Raw genomic sequence first — 15111 nt, 5'->3', positions numbered from 1 at the left:
ACCAGTAATAAACGTGGCTGGTTTCATTATCGCGATAAAATCGTAAAAAAGTATTGCCAGCCTTTAATTAAACTCAAGAGTGAATTCCTGAAATGGCCGATTTTTTACCTTTTTCCCGTCCCGCGTTAGGTGAAGAGGAACTCGCCGCAGTTGAACAGGTTCTGCGATCCGGATGGATTACCACTGGCCCTAAAAACCAGGAACTTGAACAGCAATTTTGCACTCTGACGGGGGCCAAACATGCAATTGCCGTCAGTTCTGCTACCGGTGGGATGCACGTTACCCTGATGGCGCTAGGTATTTCTGCGGGTGATGAAGTGATTACCCCTTCGCTCACCTGGGTTTCCACCTTAAATATGATCGTTCTTCTCGGTGCCGAGCCAGTGATGGTGGATGTTGACCGGGATACACTAATGGTGACGCCTGAAGTGATTGAAGCCGCCATCACACCACGTACCAAAGCCATTATCCCGGTGCATTATGCCGGTGCGCCGGCGGATATCGATGCTATTCGGGATATCGGGCGTCGCCACGGTATTCCTGTGATTGAGGATGCGGCCCATGCTTGCGGCACCTACTATCGTGGGCAGCATGTTGGTCATGACGGTACCGCGATTTTTTCTTTCCATGCCATCAAGAATATGACCTGTGCCGAAGGCGGCATGGTGGTAACCGATGACGATGAGCTGGCAAGTCGCATTCGCAGTCTCAAATTTCATGGTCTGGCCGTGGACGCCTTTGATCGAATGGTTCAGGGGCGGGCACCGCAGGCGGAAGTGATTTCACCGGGATTCAAATATAACCTGCCGGATATCAATGCCGCCATTGCGCTGGTTCAACTGCATAAGTTGCCGGTACTTAATGCTCGCCGTGAAGCGTTGGCACAGCGTTATTTGCAAAAACTGGCCGCATTGCCATTCCAGCCATTGGCACAACCGACATGGCCGCATCAGCACGCCTGGCATCTGTTTATCATCCGGGTGGATGAAGAACGCTGTGGCATTAGCCGCGATGCATTAATGCAGGAACTGAAAGCGCGCAATATTGGCACGGGTCTGCATTTCCGTGCTGCACATACCCAAAAGTATTATCGCGAACGTTTTCCTGATGTTCATCTTCCCAATACGGACTGGAATTCAGCGCGCATTTGCTCATTGCCACTGTTCCCGGATATGACAGACGCGGATGTAGACCGCGTGATAGAAGCATTAACAGTATTAGCGGAGAACAAACATGGCAGGAGCTGAAAAAATAAAAAAAGTGTCCGTGGTTATTCCGGTTTTCAATGAACAGGAAAGTCTGCCGGAGCTTATCCGGCGTACCACGGCGGCCTGCGATTTACTGGGCACCGATTATGAAATTTTGCTGGTGGATGATGGTAGCAGCGATGATTCTACCGAATTAATGACTGCCGCGGCGCAGGCTACCGACAGTCATATTGTCGCCGTGGTGCTGAACCGTAACTATGGCCAGCATTCGGCAATTATGGCGGGTTTCAGCCATGTTAGCGGTGATCTGATCATCACGCTGGATGCCGATTTGCAAAATCCACCGGAAGAGATCCCCCGGTTGGTGCAAACGGCCAATGAAGGCTACGACGTGGTGGGGACTATCCGCCAGAACCGTCAGGATAGCGTGTTCCGTAAATTGGCGTCCCGGCTGATCAACCAGTTGATTCAGCGTACCACAGGCAAGGCCATGAGTGATTACGGTTGTATGCTGCGCGCCTATCGCCGCCATATTGTTGATGCCATGCTGCATTGCCATGAGCGCAGCACCTTCATTCCGATTCTGGCCAATACTTTTGCCCGCCGAACGACCGAGATCACCGTTAAGCATGCCGAACGGGAATTCGGTGATTCCAAATACAGCTTCATGAAGCTGATTAATCTGATGTATGACCTGGTGACTTGCCTCACTACCACACCATTGCGTTTGCTAAGTCTGGTGGGTAGCGTGATTGCCATTTCCGGCTTTACGCTGGCGTTACTCCTGATTGTACTTCGTATTTTTTTTGGTTCGGTATGGGCTGCCGAAGGCGTGTTTACGCTATTCGCCGTGTTATTCACGTTCATCGGTGCCCAGTTTGTCGCTATGGGCCTGCTGGGGGAATATATCGGCCGCATCTATAACGATGTCCGCGCCCGCCCTCGCTACTTTATTCAACATATCGTCAGTAATGATCGCCAACTTTCTCATCAGGACAATGAAGAATGAATACAGTTGTTTTTGCTTACCATGATATCGGCTGCGTGGGTATTCGCGCGTTAGTGACAGCGGGTTATACCATCAAGGCTATTTTTACTCACCCCGATAACCCTGCTGAGAATCACTTTTTCGGTTCTGTTGCCCGCACGGCAGCGGAATTCGGTATTCCCGTTTTTGCGCCGGATGATGTGAATCACCCGTTGTGGGTTGAGCGTGTGGCAGCGATGTCGCCGGATGTCATTTTCTCGTTCTATTATCGTAATCTGCTCAGTGACGATATTTTGCAGTGCGCCCGTCAGGGAGCCTTTAACCTGCATGGTTCGCTATTGCCGCGTTATCGTGGTCGGGCACCGCTGAACTGGGTGCTGGTGAATGGGGAAACGGAAACCGGTGTGACGTTACACCGTATGGTATCCCAGGCTGATGCGGGCAATATTGTTGCCCAGCAACGTATCGCCATCGACGAAAAAGATACGGCGTTGAGCTTGCATGGCAAAGTGCGGGATGCCGCCGGACAATTACTGGCAGCGGCTTTGCCGGGCATCGCTTCCGGTCATTTCAGTGAAACACCACAAAACGAGCATGAAGCGACGACGGTTGGCCGTCGTACGCCGGAAGATGGCCGTATCCGATGGGAACAGCCAGCGAAGACGACATATAACCTGGTACGCGCCGTAACTGAGCCGTGGCCGGGCGCATTCAGCTATGTGGGTACCACGAAATTCATTATCTGGCAGGCCGCTGTGCGTGCTGATTTCCCGGCAGCCAATCCGGGCACGGTACTGAGTACGTCTCCGCTGGTGATTGCCTGTGGCAATGATGCGCTGGAAGTGATTACCGGTCAGGGCGATAACGGGATCTACCTACAGGGTTCGCAGTTGGCGGAAAGCCTGGGTCTGGTGACCGGTGCCATTCTCAATAATGCGCCCGTGATTAGTATGAAACGCCGTACCCGGGTGTTGATTCTTGGGGTTAACGGTTTTATCGGTAACCACCTTACCGAGCGGCTGTTGCAGGAAGATGGGTACGAAATCTTTGGGTTGGACATCAGCTCTGATGCTATCGCCCGCTTCCTGGACAATCCCCGTTTCCATTTTGTGGAAGGCGACATCAGCATTCATTCCGAGTGGATTGAATACCACATTAAAAAATGCGACGTCGTGTTGCCGCTGGTGGCGATTGCCACGCCTATCGAGTACACCCGCAACCCGCTGCGCGTCTTTGAGCTGGATTTTGAAGAAAACCTGAAAATCATCCGTGACTGCGTGAAATATAAAAAACGCATTATTTTCCCGTCCACGTCTGAAGTCTATGGCATGTGTACCGATCCGATGTTTGATGAAGATAATTCCAACCTGATTGTCGGGCCTATCAATAAACAGCGTTGGATTTATTCGGTATCTAAACAGTTGCTGGACCGTGTTATCTGGGCTTATGGCGAAAAAGAAGCGCTGCGCTTTACGTTGTTCCGCCCGTTCAACTGGATGGGGCCGCGGCTGGATAATCTGAATGCGGCGCGTATCGGAAGTTCTCGTGCCATCACGCAGTTGATCCTGAATCTGGTGGAAGGTTCTCCCATCAAGTTGGTTGATGGCGGGAAACAGAAACGCTGCTTCACCGATATCAAAGATGGTGTGGAAGCGCTGTTCCGTATCATTGAAAACCGGGATGGGGTTTGTGATGGGCAGATCATCAATATTGGCAACCCGGACAATGAAGCCAGCATCCGTCAATTGGCGGAAATGTTGCTTAAGTGCTTTGAAGCGCATCCGCTGCGTAATCAGTTCCCGCCGTTTGCCGGTTTCCGTGAAGTGGAAAGCAGCAGCTATTACGGTAAAGGCTATCAGGATGTGGAGCATCGTAAGCCCTCCATCCGTAACGCAAAACGCCTGTTGCAGTGGGAGCCTACCATCGACATGGAACTGACGGTGGCGGATACGCTGGATTTCTTCCTCAACACGGTTGAGCAGGCGGGAACGGCTGAATGAGAAAAGTGGGGTTAAGGATTGACGTTGATACCTGGCGTGGGACGCGGGTGGGGGTTCCTCGCCTGCTGACGTCACTGGAGACTCATGGTGTCAGGGCCAGCTTTTTCTTCAGTTTGGGCCCCGATAACATGGGCCGCCATTTATGGCGTCTGATTCGACCGGTATTTCTGTGGAAAATGCTGCGTTCACACGCAGCATCCCTGTACGGCTGGGATATTCTGCTGGCCGGTACGGCCTGGCCCGGCCGAGTGATTAGTCGCGGCCTGGCCGGACAAATCAGCGCCGCCACGCAACGTCATGAGGTTGGGTTACACGCCTGGGATCATTTTGCCTGGCAAACCTGGGCCGGTGTGTGGGATCGGGCCAAAATGAAACAGCAAATCCAACTGGCATATGACGCGCTGTCTGAGATTACCCACCAACCCGTGATGTGTTCGGCGGTGGCGGGCTGGCGGGCCGATCAGAACGTGGTCGAAGCCAAACAGGCGTTCCCATTTCATTACAACAGTGATTGTCGTGGCACCGCGCCGTTCCGGCCGCTGCTGGATGATGGTTCTACCGGTACCGTACAGATTCCGGTTACGCTGCCGACCTGGGATGAAGCCATTGGCCGGGAAACCAATGCTGATGATTTTAACCGCTACATTCTTGATCGGATCAAGCAGGATGAAGGCACACCGGTCTATACCATTCACGCTGAGGTGGAAGGTATTTTGATGAACGGAAAGTTTGACGAGTTGTTGACGATGGCTAAACAAGAAGGCATTCAGTTCTGCCCGTTAAGTGAGTTATTGCCCGCCGACCTTGCTACGTTGCCGTTGGGCCGTATTGTCCGTGGTACGCTTGCGGGACGTGACGGATGGTTGGGATGCCAGCAGTCAGTGGGAGACGCATACTGATGAAACAGGCTGGACAGGCCATCATGTGGCTGGGATTGTTGGCGCTCTATTACCTGATTCCGCTTAATGGCCGTTTTCTATGGCAACCGGATGAAACCCGCTATGCAGAGATCAGTCGTGAAATGCTGGCTAGCGGAAACTGGGTGGTGCCCCATTTTCTTGGCCTGCGTTATTTTGAAAAACCCGTGGCGGGTTACTGGATTAATAATCTGAGTCAGTGGTTGTTTGGCGATAGCAATTTTGCGGTACGCTTTGGTTCGGTGTTTTCTATCTTGCTAACCGCCGGGCTGGTGTACTGGCTGACGCTACGCCTGTGGCAGCAGCGTAAAACCGCTTTTCTGGCGGTGATAATTTATCTGAGTAGTCTGCTGGTTTACGGCATTGGCACTTACGCTGTGCTGGACCCGATGATTGCCCTGTGGCTGGCCGCTGGCATGTGCAGCTTCTGGCTGGCAGCGCAGGCGACAACTCGCAGCGGCAAGATAAACGGTTATCTGCTGCTGGGTGTGGTATGCGGCATGGGGTTTATGACCAAAGGGTTTCTGGCGCTGGCGGTGCCGGTAATCGCGGTGTTGCCGTGGGTGACTCAGCAACGGCGCTGGAAAGAGGTGCTGCTGTTCGGGCCGTTGGCGATCATCAGTGCACTGGTCATTTCCTTACCCTGGGTGCTGGCGATAGCCAAACACGAGCCGGATTTCTGGCACTATTTCTTCTGGGTGGAGCATATTCAACGTTTTGCCGAGAAAAATGCCCAGCATAAGGCACCTTTTTGGTATTACCTGCCGATCCTGTTTGCCGGTACACTGCCGTGGATGGCGCTATTGCCTTCGTCACTGCTGAATGGCTGGCGTTCGCGACGACAGGACAGTGGCGCTTTTTATCTGTTGGGTTGGGTTGTGATGCCATTGCTGTTTTTCAGCATCGCCAAGGGTAAATTGCCCACTTATATCCTGCCTTGTTTTGCGCCGTTGGCCATGTTGATGGCTCGACGGGTGACTACTCTGGTGCAACATCGGATACTGACCGTGAATGGCTGGATTAACCTGCTGTTTGGTGTCGTTTGTGCGCTGGTGGTTGTGCTGGTTTTATCTCCGTGGGGATTCTCACATCGTCCGCTTTATCAGCATGATGAGCTGATGAAGGTGGTATTGGCGGCTGGCGCATTCCTGTTTTGGGGCGTGGTCGGTGCACTGACGTTGCGTCGATCTGCGCAGCGCTGGTATTGGGCGGTGTTGTGTCCGTTGGGTGTGGCATTGACCGTTGGTATGGTTATTCCACAGCGGGTGTCCGAAACCAAAAATCCGCAGATTTTTGTGCAGGAGGTTCAGCCTCAGCTGGCCCAGAGCCGCTATATTCTGTCGGACAGTACCGGTATGGCATCAGCGATTGCCTGGGAAACCAAACGTAGCGATATCACCATGTTTAATAATCAGGGTGAGCTGGAGTACGGGTTGTCTTATCCTGACGCAAAATCCCGTTTTGTGGATCAAAGCCATTTTGCGGATTGGCTGGCGACACATCGTCGTGACGGTAATGTGGCGTTGATACTGAAGTTTTCCTCAGCGAATGATCCGGTTTCGGGTGTACCGAAAGCCGATTTCACGTACCGTCAAGGGCGGATGGTATTGCTATGGTATCGTCAGCAGTGATCGACTATGTACTGATTGTGGTGGTGAGCCTGCTGAGTTGCGCCGGTCAGCTTAGCCAGAAGCAGGCTGCCTGTGGGCAACACACGGGTTCCCATCATCGCCATATTTTGCTGTGGATGGGGATCAGTATCCTGCTGCTGGGGCTGGCGATGCTGCTGTGGTTGGCGGTATTGCAGAGAGTGCCGGTCAGTGTGGCTTATCCCATGCTGAGCTTGAATTTTATTCTGGTCGCCTTGGCTGCCCGTGTACTGTGGCGTGAAGTTATCAGTTGGCGTCAAACTGTGGGGATTGTGCTGATTGTCGCCGGGGTTGTCCTGATGGGAAGCAGCGTATGAAAGGTTACGGCTGGGCCATGTTGAGCGTGCTGCTGGTGAGCGCGGCGCAACTGTTGATGAAATGGGGCATGTCACAACTGCCATCGATGACGGAACCACTGCTGTTTGTCTCGTCACTGTTCACCTCGTTATCCGCTACAGTGGCGGTGGCGAGCGGTTTGGTTGCTTATGCGCTTTCCATGTTGTGCTGGTTTAATGCGTTGCGTTTTTTACCGCTCAGCCGGGTTTATCCGTTATTAAGCCTGAGTTATGTTCTGGTGTGGCTATTGGCGGTGATCCTGCCGGTTTTCTCCGACCGGTTCAGCCCCGGTAAACTGGCAGCCATTGGATTGATTCTGGTGGGCGTCTGGCTGGTGTGCGGAAAACCGGATAATCAGAACCATCATGCAGGTTAAGCCGGTTGGCCTAACCTGTATATTATCGGTTGCCGTTGCGGTGTCGGATAAAAATACCGGGGCCAGTAACCGGCCTCATGGTCTGACGATATGGCCAGCCGACATGGAAACCGCACGGTCACACATGTAACCGATCACATCCGGGTCATGGCTCACCAGTACCATGGTCAGCGCATCTTGCTGTTTCAGATCGTTAAGCAGATTTAGAATCTCCGCCTGCACCGACATATCCAGTGCCGACGTTGGTTCATCCAGCAGTAGTATTCTGGGTTGTAGCAATAAGGCTCTGACTATCGCCACGCGCTGACGTTGCCCACCCGAAAGCTGGTGCGGATAGCGGTTCATCATGGCTGAATCCAGGCCAACATGACGCAGCCCGGCTGCAATACGATCATCAATATCCTGTATTTTTAGTAACTTCAGTGGCTCGGATAAGGTTCGACGCAGCCGGTGTTTGGGGTGCAATGACGCATAAGGATCCTGAAATACCATCTGCACATCACGCCGCAAGCTGCCAGTAAAAGGGCGCCCAGGCTGAACCTGATGCCCTGCCAGTGTCATTTTACCCTGCCAGTGGGCGTTAAGACCGGCCAGTACCCACAGTAGTGACGATTTACCGCATCCGGAAGGTCCTACCAGGCCAAAGCATTCACCGGGTTCTACCGTCAGACTGACATCATGTACCACGGTGAGTAGTTCATAGCCCTGTTTATGCGCGATACTAACAGCCTGCAAATCAATCATGCTCATTTGCCGCCACCTCCAGCGCAACCCGCTCCTGCCCGAGAGTGAAGGAGATATTTTTCACCAGATCATTGCCATCAGGCAGCGTGATGGATAAATGCCGTGCGTCTATCAACGGGATGTCAGTTGTTGTCATTACGGGTATCCAGTCGGTCTCTCAGACCATCGCCAGTCAGGTTAAAGGCCAGACTGGCCAGTAAAATAGCCATGCCGGGTGCGGCAGCTACCCACCACTGATCAAAAATGACTTTTCCACCTTCAGCCACCATCGATCCCCATTCTGCGGTTGGCGGTGCGACTCCCATCCCCAGAAAGCCGAGTCCGGCGGCGGCAAGAATAATCCCGCCCAGGCTCAGGGCAGCACGTACCACAGCGCCGGGCATGCAGAGCGGCAGAATATGCCCAAACATTAAACGCAACCCGGTAATTCCCTGCATGCGAGCGGCGGCCAGATAATCACTGCGGCGTAATGCGAGAGTTTCTGCCCGTGATTGACGGGCGAAAGGCGGCCAACTGGTTAGCGCCAGCGCCAGTGCACCATTCATCAGCCCGGGACCCAGTACCGACACCAGCGCGAGAGCGATCACCAGATTGGGTAGCGACATGGCGATATCGGTAACGCGCATTAATATGCGCTCAGTCCAGCCGCCCACATAACCGGCAGTAATACCGATCAACATGCCAATCGGTATGGTAAGAATCAGGATCAGGATAACCAGCACCAGCGTTGGTCGGGCGCCATAAATCACCCGTGATAACAGGTCGCGACCAAAGCCATCGGTTCCCAGCCAGTGTTGCGTGGAAGGTGGCAACAACCGCGCCGTTATCGTTTGCATATCAGGATCAAACGGCGCCAGCCACGGGGCCAGGAGGGCGACCAACACCAGAATGGCCACCAGTGTTGTGCCCATCGCCAGTGTATTGATCCGCCTGACCGGTTTAGTGACAGATAAATGTTGTGTCATCGTGTTCTCGGATCGGTTAAATACGTCAACGCATCCGCCAGCGCGTTCAGTAAAATGAATAAAGTCCCGATCATCAATGTCGCACCCAGAATCGCGGGCGTATCCGCCGCGAACAGGGCATTGGTCAGATAGCGGCCGACGCCAGGCCAGGCAAACACTGTTTCCGTCAATACCGACCCCTCCAGCAGACTGGTATAGGCAATAACCAGCACCGTAATCAGTGTACCCCGCACATTAGGCAATACATGCCGGATCAATATGCGCCAGCGACCTGCGCCTTTTGCCCGCGCCAGCACCACATACTCTTTATTGCTTTCTTCCAGTAATGCCGCCCGCAATAAACGGGTAATACTCGCCATCGATAACAGGCCAAGCACTGCAACCGGTAACCACAAATGGGCGATGGCATTGCGGAACATGGCACTATCGCCTGACAACCAGGCATCTACCAACACCAGCCCGGTATGCGGCTCCAGCGAATAAATCCAGATATCGTCCAGTCGGCCCGGTCCGGCTGACCAGTGAAGCACGGCATAAAACAGGAGTAACCCCAGCAATCCCAGCCAGAAAACCGGTACGGAGAAGCCCAGCAATGAGATCAATCGGACCAGATTATCGAGTACGCTCCCCGGTTTTAAGGCCGCCAGAAGTGCCAGTATGATTCCGCCTGTTGCGCCGACCAAAATGGCGCAGGTCGCCAGCTCAAAGGTGGCCGGGAAGGTGCGTAGCAAATCACTGAAAACCGGCTGAGTGGTGATACGTGAAATCCCCATATCACCCTGTGCGAGGTGCGCCAGGTAATGCCAGAATTGCATGATAACAGGCTGATCCAGACCCAGACTGTGCCTGGCCTGATCGTAAGTGGATTCGCTGGCATGATCGCCCGCCAGTTGCAGCACTGGATCGATCGGGGACAAGTGGGACAAAGTAAATGTGAACGCCAGTAACCCCAGCATGGTCACTATCAACGAGATAATGCCGGTTAGTAACCGGCTGGCACGCTGTTTGGCCAGTCGGATAAACCCGGCATGAGCGGTATCTGGTTCCATTACTTCGTAACCTGGTTGTAGTAAACCATGTCGGGGTTGATTCCCTGAATGTAGCCTTTCAGATTTGCACGCACGGCAATCAGGTTTTTGGCCTGTAAACCAATCACATAAGGTGAAGATTTCATGATTTCCCGCTGAAGTTTCTGATAGATTGCCACCCGTTTTTGCGGATCGCTTTCTGCCGTGGCGGAGATAGTTTGTCGGGTCAGTTCCGGGATCTGCCAGTTAGCGCGCCAGGCTAGTGTTTTACCGCCTTCCGGGCTGGAAGCAAAAGCAGCCGCGTTGGTGTTCGGGTCAAAATAATCCGCGCCCCAGGAGGTCATGGTCGCCTGGTAATCATGTGATTTTATTTTCGTTGAGACTTCTGAACTGATGCCGGGAATCAACTCGATTTTCACTCCACCTTTGGCAAAACTGGCCTGTAAGGCTTGCGCAATATCAATGTAAGGCGGCTGGTTACTCACAATCAGCGGGAAACTGACATTTTTCAAACCGGCTTTGTCCAGAATTTCGCGGGCTTTTTGCGGGTTATATTGATAGGGCGTGTCATTGATGGCTCCAAGAAAGCCTTTCGGCAGAAAGGACTGATGAACCTGAAACTGTCCTTTCAGCAAACTATCGGCAATACCATGGTAATCAAACAGATACCTTGATGCTTCCCAGAGCGCCGGATTACCTGTTAATGCATTGGCCTTGGTATTGAACAATATGTAATAGACCGATGCCATGGGGATGGCGAGGGCTTTAACACCGGGTTTGTTTTTCAGCGCTGAAATCTGATCGGCACCCAGGTTACGGGCAATGTCTGCATCACCTTGTTCCAGCAGTAAACGGCGGGTTGCTGGCTCGGGAACGTTTTTAATCAGTATGTTTTGCAGTTTTGGCGCACCGGCCGGAGATCCCGGATTGGCTCGCAGCAACAGCACTTCATGGGGTATATATCTCGTAATCTGGAATGGGCCGCTGCCAGCGGAATGGCTACCTAGCCATTGGTGGCCGAAATCATTTTTTTCCTGATGCGCCAGCACGGTTTTTTCATCAACAATAGAGGCTACCGGTGCGGAGAGCAGACTGAGCACATAGGCCGGGCTGACATTGGCGGACCAGCTTATTTTAACTTGATTATCAGTAACTTTTTTTAAAAAACCCTCAACATTCTGCGGATCCCAACCCAGCTGTGCCAGAATAAAAGAGGGTGCCAGATTGAGCTTGATCACCCGTGCCAGCGAAAAAATCACATCTTCCGGCCGTACCGGATTTCCGCTGGAAAACGTGGCACCTTTACGCAGGGTAAAAGTCAGGCTGCGGTTATCACTGCCCGCCTGCCAACTTTCTGCCAGCGTGGGCTTCAGGTCGGTTGGATTGGTGGGATCTGACTGTACCAGCCGTTGATAAAGGTTGGTAAACGCCTGAACGGTGGTCAGTTCAAAGCCCTGGGCGGGGTCGAAGCTGCTGGCATCATCAATGGACTGGGCGATAACCAGTGTATCCTTGGGTGTGGCGGCCTGAGCTGAGAATCCAAACGTAACAGCCAGTACAAGCGATGTGAGAGTGAATGATTTCATAATTTACTCTGTGTCATTGAATTCTGGTGATTTTACGGTAGGTCGTAGATATAAAATAGTCTAATAAAAACTATACTTATATCTTTTAATAATAACGACTACAGCATCGGATTGGTTATTTTATCGGCACGGCTTCGGTAGCCATACTGCCATACCATTGGCTACTCTCTGTTCCGTTCTATCACGCCGCAGTAATTACTGTAAAAAACGAATATGTTATTACTCTTTGAATTTTTTATTAAATAGGGCTAATGAATGCGGCGTTTATCTCCTGGCGTTCTGGCTCCGTGCCGGAGCCAGGCATAAACTAACAACAACAGAAAACTATCCGTGAGGCATCACAATGGCATTCGAATGTGTTCTCAATGCCTGGCAGACCCATGAAAAGGAGTTGTTGGGTTTTCTATACCGCCATCTTGGTGAGCATTCGTTAGCTGAAGATTTGCTTCAGGATGTCTTCATCAAAGCGATGAAGCAGGGAAGCCATTTTTGTTCGCTGGATAACCCCAGAGCCTGGCTTTTCCGGGTAGCCCGTACAACACTGATTGACCATACGCGGTTGACCAAACCCGATGTGGTACTGACTGAAGATTTATCGATATCGGACGCACAGGAGCGTGATGCCATTGATGAGCTGGATATCTGCATCAGCCGCAATCTGCCGCATCTACCCACGGAAGATAGATTTATCCTCGAAGCCTGTCATCTCCATGGCCTGACGGTTTCCGCCTTTGCTGAGCGGGAGGGACTTTCACTCCCGGCGGCCAAATCGCGTCTGCTACGCGCTCGCCGGCGATTACGCGATGCGTTGGTTCAATATTGCCAGGTGCAATTCGACGAGCAGGGCAGAGTGTGCTGCCATATCCCTAAAAAAATAGAAAAATAGACAGCATCCTTTTGCCGATTCGTTCGTCTTCTTGATTAGAGACCTGTGGTGATGCCACAGGATGAATCAATTAAGGAGTTGTACGATGTCAGAACCCATGTTGCGGTGGTCACAGCGTAGCCCGCGCGTGTTTCTTATGGTAATGGTTGTTGTCTGGTATGGGTTGTATCAGATGCTGGCACCATTGGCGGAGGCACTGGTTGCCCAGCTGCCGGTGACGACTGATAGCCATCTTGGCGGCGCATTGCAATTCTTCTTTTATGACACGCCCAAAGTGCTGTTGTTGTTGACGGGTATTGTATTCGTGATGGGCATGATCAACAGCTATTTCACGCCTGAACGTACTCGCGCCATACTGGCAGGACGACATGAGGGGATCGCCAATGTGATGGCGGCCAGCCTGGGGATTGTGACGCCATTCTGTTCATGCTCTGCTGTCCCGCTGTTTATCGGTTTTGTTCAGGCTGGCGTCCCGCTTGGCGTCACGTTCTCATTCCTGATTGCTGCACCGATGGTTAACGAAGTGGCGTTAACATTGCTGTTTGGTCTGTTCGGTTGGGAAATCGCCTTGCTTTACCTCGGACTGGGACTTGTTGTCGCCATCGTCGCTGGCTGGTGTATCGGCCATTTGAAGATGGAGGCATACCTGGAAGATTGGGTGCGCGAGATGCCCAAAATGACAGCGCAATATAGCGGACAGAAGTTGAGCTTATCCGAGCGTATTGCCGTTGGCATGCAAAGTGTACGTGAGATTGTCGGCAAGGTCTGGCCTTATATTCTGGTCGGTATCGCCATTGGCGCGGGTATTCATGGTTATGTGCCGGAAGATTTTATGGCTTCGGTCATGGGTAAAGAGGCGTGGTGGTCGGTGCCGCTGGCCGTTTTGATCGGTGTGCCCATGTACACCAATGCCGCTGGTGTGATCCCCATCGTACAGGCTCTCCTGACTAAAGGTGCCGCGCTCGGTACGGTGCTGGCCTTCATGATGAGTGTGATTGCGTTATCACTGCCGGAAATGGTGATTTTGCGCAAAGTGCTGAAGGTGCGCCTGATCATCACATTTATCGCTATTGTGGCCAGCGGCATTCTGCTGGTTGGTTATATTTTCAATTGGGTTCTGTAAGGAGTCATCATGAAAGATATCAAAGTATTGGGAACAGGGTGTGCCAACTGTAAAAATACTATTGCGTTAATCGAAGAGATCGCCAAAGCGCAGGGTGTTGATATTACGCTGGAAAAGGTTGAGGCAATTCAGGATATTATGAGTTATGGCATTATGAGTACGCCGGGTGTGGTCATTGATGGTGAGGTGGTCCATGCCGGTGGCGTTCCGAGCCGTGACGCCATTAAGAAATGGCTGATGTTTTGAATAAAAATAATATTAGTAAAAGGACAGCCCTTGGAACCGTAGATACTCCTGGGGCTGTCTAGTCAAAGATGGAATACACGGTGGTCGACTATCTTGGCCTTTCACACTTGAGTCATTTCCTGCAAGAAGATTGGCAGCGATGATTTGAGCGCCACTGATTAAATCCAAGGCAATGATGATGGGTCAGCTCTGCCGGTGACTGGGTTAATTATTCTCTACCTGCTATAGGCGGTAATTATTGATTCATCTGTTATAGCAGTTAAAGAATAACTACCGCTTTATAGTGTGAAAATAAGCAAAGCGAAGCTCGTACCAGAAGGGATATAACGAAAATTATTGGAACCTGTGGTGGGATAAATTTGCTTAATCAACAATAGGTATATTTTTGCTCAATGAGTGGGCGAAACCAGCGTATTACAGAGAGATTGGGCTAAATGAATAACAAGGGGTTATGTGATAAACGGAGAGTGTTATGTATCAGCTGAGGATTTACAAAGTTAATCTTGAAAAGCGTGAGGCGTTTCACGATAGGTTTAAAAATCATGCTATGCGTATTATGAAAAAATATGCGTTTAGTATTGTTGCAATGTGGGAAACCGTTACTGAATCCGATATGGAGTTTATCTATATTCTGGATTGGCCTAATGTTGAGACGATGGAACATCAATGGAAAGCATTTCTTGCAGATCAAGAGTGGATAGATATTAAGAAAAAGATGGATCTTGATATTGGAGAACCAGTTATTCAAGCAACGGGTCGTGTTCTAACCCCTATCGAATATTCACCTCTATCCACAATACAGGTGCCATAGTGCCAGGCACCAGGTTACCGTTTTTCTCCAATATGCTCCGAAAAGTTATCCTCGGAGCACATACGGAGCAAGAATCGACAAAACCCTTCAAATTACTTCCCACCAAGTAAAACAAAATTATTTTAAAATCATAATGTTGTTTTGATTTGGTTTGATGCGTTTTACTATTCTACTTGCCGATACAGAAACTAAAAATGGTGGTTAGCCGTTCCTTTTTGATGTGTGCTCACTTATTTGTATTGGCAAAT

Annotated in this window: 16 protein-coding genes; 11 read left to right on the top strand and 5 right to left on the bottom strand. The window is 51.4% G+C overall.

The window, feature by feature from the left end; genetic code table 11:
* Window positions 1-92: 92 nt before the first annotated feature.
* From arnB to arnF, 7 genes are read left to right on the top strand one after another with little or no spacing between them, the layout of a single operon-like run.
* Window positions 93-1247: a UDP-4-amino-4-deoxy-L-arabinose aminotransferase gene (gene arnB / locus PCO85_22655; protein WJV53884.1), complete on the top strand. Its 1155-nt coding sequence runs from the start codon at window positions 93-95 to the stop codon at window positions 1245-1247.
* Entirely contained in the window at window positions 1234-2217 is a 984-nt protein-coding gene (gene arnC / locus PCO85_22650) for an undecaprenyl-phosphate 4-deoxy-4-formamido-L-arabinose transferase (GenBank protein WJV53883.1), read from the top strand. The genes arnB and arnC overlap by 14 nt, the downstream gene beginning before the upstream one ends.
* Complete coding sequence (gene arnA, locus PCO85_22645; GenBank protein WJV53882.1) at window positions 2214-4196, top strand: bifunctional UDP-4-amino-4-deoxy-L-arabinose formyltransferase/UDP-glucuronic acid oxidase ArnA; 1983 nt, start codon at window positions 2214-2216, stop codon at window positions 4194-4196. Before arnC ends, arnA begins: the two co-directional genes overlap by 4 nt.
* On the top strand, window positions 4193-5095 hold the full coding sequence (arnD, locus tag PCO85_22640; protein WJV53881.1) for a 4-deoxy-4-formamido-L-arabinose-phosphoundecaprenol deformylase: 903 nt from the start codon (window positions 4193-4195) through the stop codon (window positions 5093-5095). Before arnA ends, arnD begins: the two co-directional genes overlap by 4 nt.
* Entirely contained in the window at window positions 5095-6744 is a 1650-nt protein-coding gene (gene arnT, locus PCO85_22635; protein ID WJV53880.1) for a lipid IV(A) 4-amino-4-deoxy-L-arabinosyltransferase, read from the top strand. The genes arnD and arnT overlap by 1 nt, the downstream gene beginning before the upstream one ends.
* Entirely contained in the window at window positions 6726-7079 is a 354-nt protein-coding gene (gene arnE / locus PCO85_22630) for a 4-amino-4-deoxy-L-arabinose-phosphoundecaprenol flippase subunit ArnE (GenBank protein ID WJV53879.1), read from the top strand. The genes arnT and arnE overlap by 19 nt, the downstream gene beginning before the upstream one ends.
* Window positions 7076-7474 carry a 4-amino-4-deoxy-L-arabinose-phosphoundecaprenol flippase subunit ArnF gene (arnF, locus tag PCO85_22625; protein ID WJV53878.1) on the top strand — a complete coding sequence of 133 codons (399 nt, stop codon included), beginning with the start codon at window positions 7076-7078 and terminating at the stop codon, window positions 7472-7474. Before arnE ends, arnF begins: the two co-directional genes overlap by 4 nt.
* A gap of 75 nt (window positions 7475-7549) precedes the next feature.
* On the opposite strand, the gene PCO85_22620 is transcribed toward arnF, so the two are convergent.
* From PCO85_22620 to PCO85_22600, 5 genes are read right to left on the bottom strand one after another with little or no spacing between them, the layout of a single operon-like run.
* The gene (locus PCO85_22620; protein WJV56183.1) at window positions 7550-8218 is read right to left on the bottom strand and encodes an ATP-binding cassette domain-containing protein; all 669 of its coding nucleotides are present in this window, start codon (window positions 8216-8218) and stop codon (window positions 7550-7552) included.
* Window positions 8211-8354 carry a hypothetical protein gene (locus PCO85_22615; GenBank protein WJV53877.1) on the bottom strand — a complete coding sequence of 48 codons (144 nt, stop codon included), beginning with the start codon at window positions 8352-8354 and terminating at the stop codon, window positions 8211-8213. Before PCO85_22615 ends, PCO85_22620 begins: the two co-directional genes overlap by 8 nt.
* Window positions 8341-9183 carry an ABC transporter permease gene (locus tag PCO85_22610; protein WJV53876.1) on the bottom strand — a complete coding sequence of 281 codons (843 nt, stop codon included), beginning with the start codon at window positions 9181-9183 and terminating at the stop codon, window positions 8341-8343. Before PCO85_22610 ends, PCO85_22615 begins: the two co-directional genes overlap by 14 nt.
* Window positions 9180-10232, bottom strand: a complete 1053-nt coding sequence (locus PCO85_22605) for an ABC transporter permease (GenBank protein WJV53875.1) — start codon at window positions 10230-10232, stop codon at window positions 9180-9182. The genes PCO85_22610 and PCO85_22605 overlap by 4 nt, the downstream gene beginning before the upstream one ends.
* Entirely contained in the window at window positions 10232-11797 is a 1566-nt protein-coding gene (locus PCO85_22600) for an ABC transporter substrate-binding protein (protein WJV53874.1), read from the bottom strand. The genes PCO85_22605 and PCO85_22600 overlap by 1 nt, the downstream gene beginning before the upstream one ends.
* Window positions 11798-12140: 343 nt before the next feature.
* Here PCO85_22600 and PCO85_22595 point away from each other — a divergent pair, with 343 nt between their 5' ends.
* The 4 genes from PCO85_22595 to PCO85_22580 all read left to right on the top strand — a co-directional run bounded on the left by PCO85_22595 (window position 12141) and on the right by PCO85_22580 (window position 14863).
* Window positions 12141-12683, top strand: coding sequence for a sigma-70 family RNA polymerase sigma factor (locus PCO85_22595; protein ID WJV53873.1), 543 nt, complete (start codon window positions 12141-12143; stop codon window positions 12681-12683).
* A gap of 85 nt (window positions 12684-12768) precedes the next feature.
* The gene (locus PCO85_22590) at window positions 12769-13806 is read left to right on the top strand and encodes a permease (protein ID WJV53872.1); all 1038 of its coding nucleotides are present in this window, start codon (window positions 12769-12771) and stop codon (window positions 13804-13806) included.
* 9 nt (window positions 13807-13815) lie between these two features.
* Window positions 13816-14052: a thioredoxin family protein gene (locus tag PCO85_22585; GenBank protein WJV53871.1), complete on the top strand. Its 237-nt coding sequence runs from the start codon at window positions 13816-13818 to the stop codon at window positions 14050-14052.
* Window positions 14053-14524: 472 nt separating this feature from the next.
* Window positions 14525-14863: an NIPSNAP family protein gene (locus tag PCO85_22580; GenBank protein WJV53870.1), complete on the top strand. Its 339-nt coding sequence runs from the start codon at window positions 14525-14527 to the stop codon at window positions 14861-14863.
* The last annotated feature ends 248 nt before the right edge of the window (window positions 14864-15111 follow it).

Source organism: Prodigiosinella aquatilis (genome assembly GCA_030388725.1).
Classification (GTDB): Bacteria; Pseudomonadota; Gammaproteobacteria; order Enterobacterales; family Enterobacteriaceae; genus Prodigiosinella; species Prodigiosinella aquatilis.
The sequence above is the reverse complement of the archived record's forward strand: the minus strand, read 5'-3'. Positions and strand labels throughout refer to the sequence as shown.

Bases quoted from the DNA above. Each gene is read 5' to 3' on its own strand.
- arnB (WJV53884.1), top strand. From the start codon at position 93: ATGGCCGATTTTTTACCTTTTTCCCGTCCCGCGTTAGGTGAAGAGGAA.
- arnC (WJV53883.1), top strand. From the start codon at position 1,234: ATGGCAGGAGCTGAAAAAATAAAAAAAGTGTCCGTGGTTATTCCGGTT.
- arnA (WJV53882.1), top strand. From the start codon at position 2,214: ATGAATACAGTTGTTTTTGCTTACCATGATATCGGCTGCGTGGGTATT.
- arnD (WJV53881.1), top strand. From the start codon at position 4,193: ATGAGAAAAGTGGGGTTAAGGATTGACGTTGATACCTGGCGTGGGACG.
- arnT (WJV53880.1), top strand. From the start codon at position 5,095: ATGAAACAGGCTGGACAGGCCATCATGTGGCTGGGATTGTTGGCGCTC.
- arnE (WJV53879.1), top strand. From the start codon at position 6,726: ATGGTATCGTCAGCAGTGATCGACTATGTACTGATTGTGGTGGTGAGC.
- arnF (WJV53878.1), top strand. From the start codon at position 7,076: ATGAAAGGTTACGGCTGGGCCATGTTGAGCGTGCTGCTGGTGAGCGCG.
- PCO85_22620 (WJV56183.1), bottom strand. From the start codon at position 8,218: ATGATTGATTTGCAGGCTGTTAGTATCGCGCATAAACAGGGCTATGAA.
- PCO85_22615 (WJV53877.1), bottom strand. From the start codon at position 8,354: ATGACAACAACTGACATCCCGTTGATAGACGCACGGCATTTATCCATC.
- PCO85_22610 (WJV53876.1), bottom strand. From the start codon at position 9,183: ATGACACAACATTTATCTGTCACTAAACCGGTCAGGCGGATCAATACA.
- PCO85_22605 (WJV53875.1), bottom strand. From the start codon at position 10,232: ATGGAACCAGATACCGCTCATGCCGGGTTTATCCGACTGGCCAAACAG.
- PCO85_22600 (WJV53874.1), bottom strand. From the start codon at position 11,797: ATGAAATCATTCACTCTCACATCGCTTGTACTGGCTGTTACGTTTGGA.
- PCO85_22595 (WJV53873.1), top strand. From the start codon at position 12,141: ATGGCATTCGAATGTGTTCTCAATGCCTGGCAGACCCATGAAAAGGAG.
- PCO85_22590 (WJV53872.1), top strand. From the start codon at position 12,769: ATGTCAGAACCCATGTTGCGGTGGTCACAGCGTAGCCCGCGCGTGTTT.
- PCO85_22585 (WJV53871.1), top strand. From the start codon at position 13,816: ATGAAAGATATCAAAGTATTGGGAACAGGGTGTGCCAACTGTAAAAAT.
- PCO85_22580 (WJV53870.1), top strand. From the start codon at position 14,525: ATGTATCAGCTGAGGATTTACAAAGTTAATCTTGAAAAGCGTGAGGCG.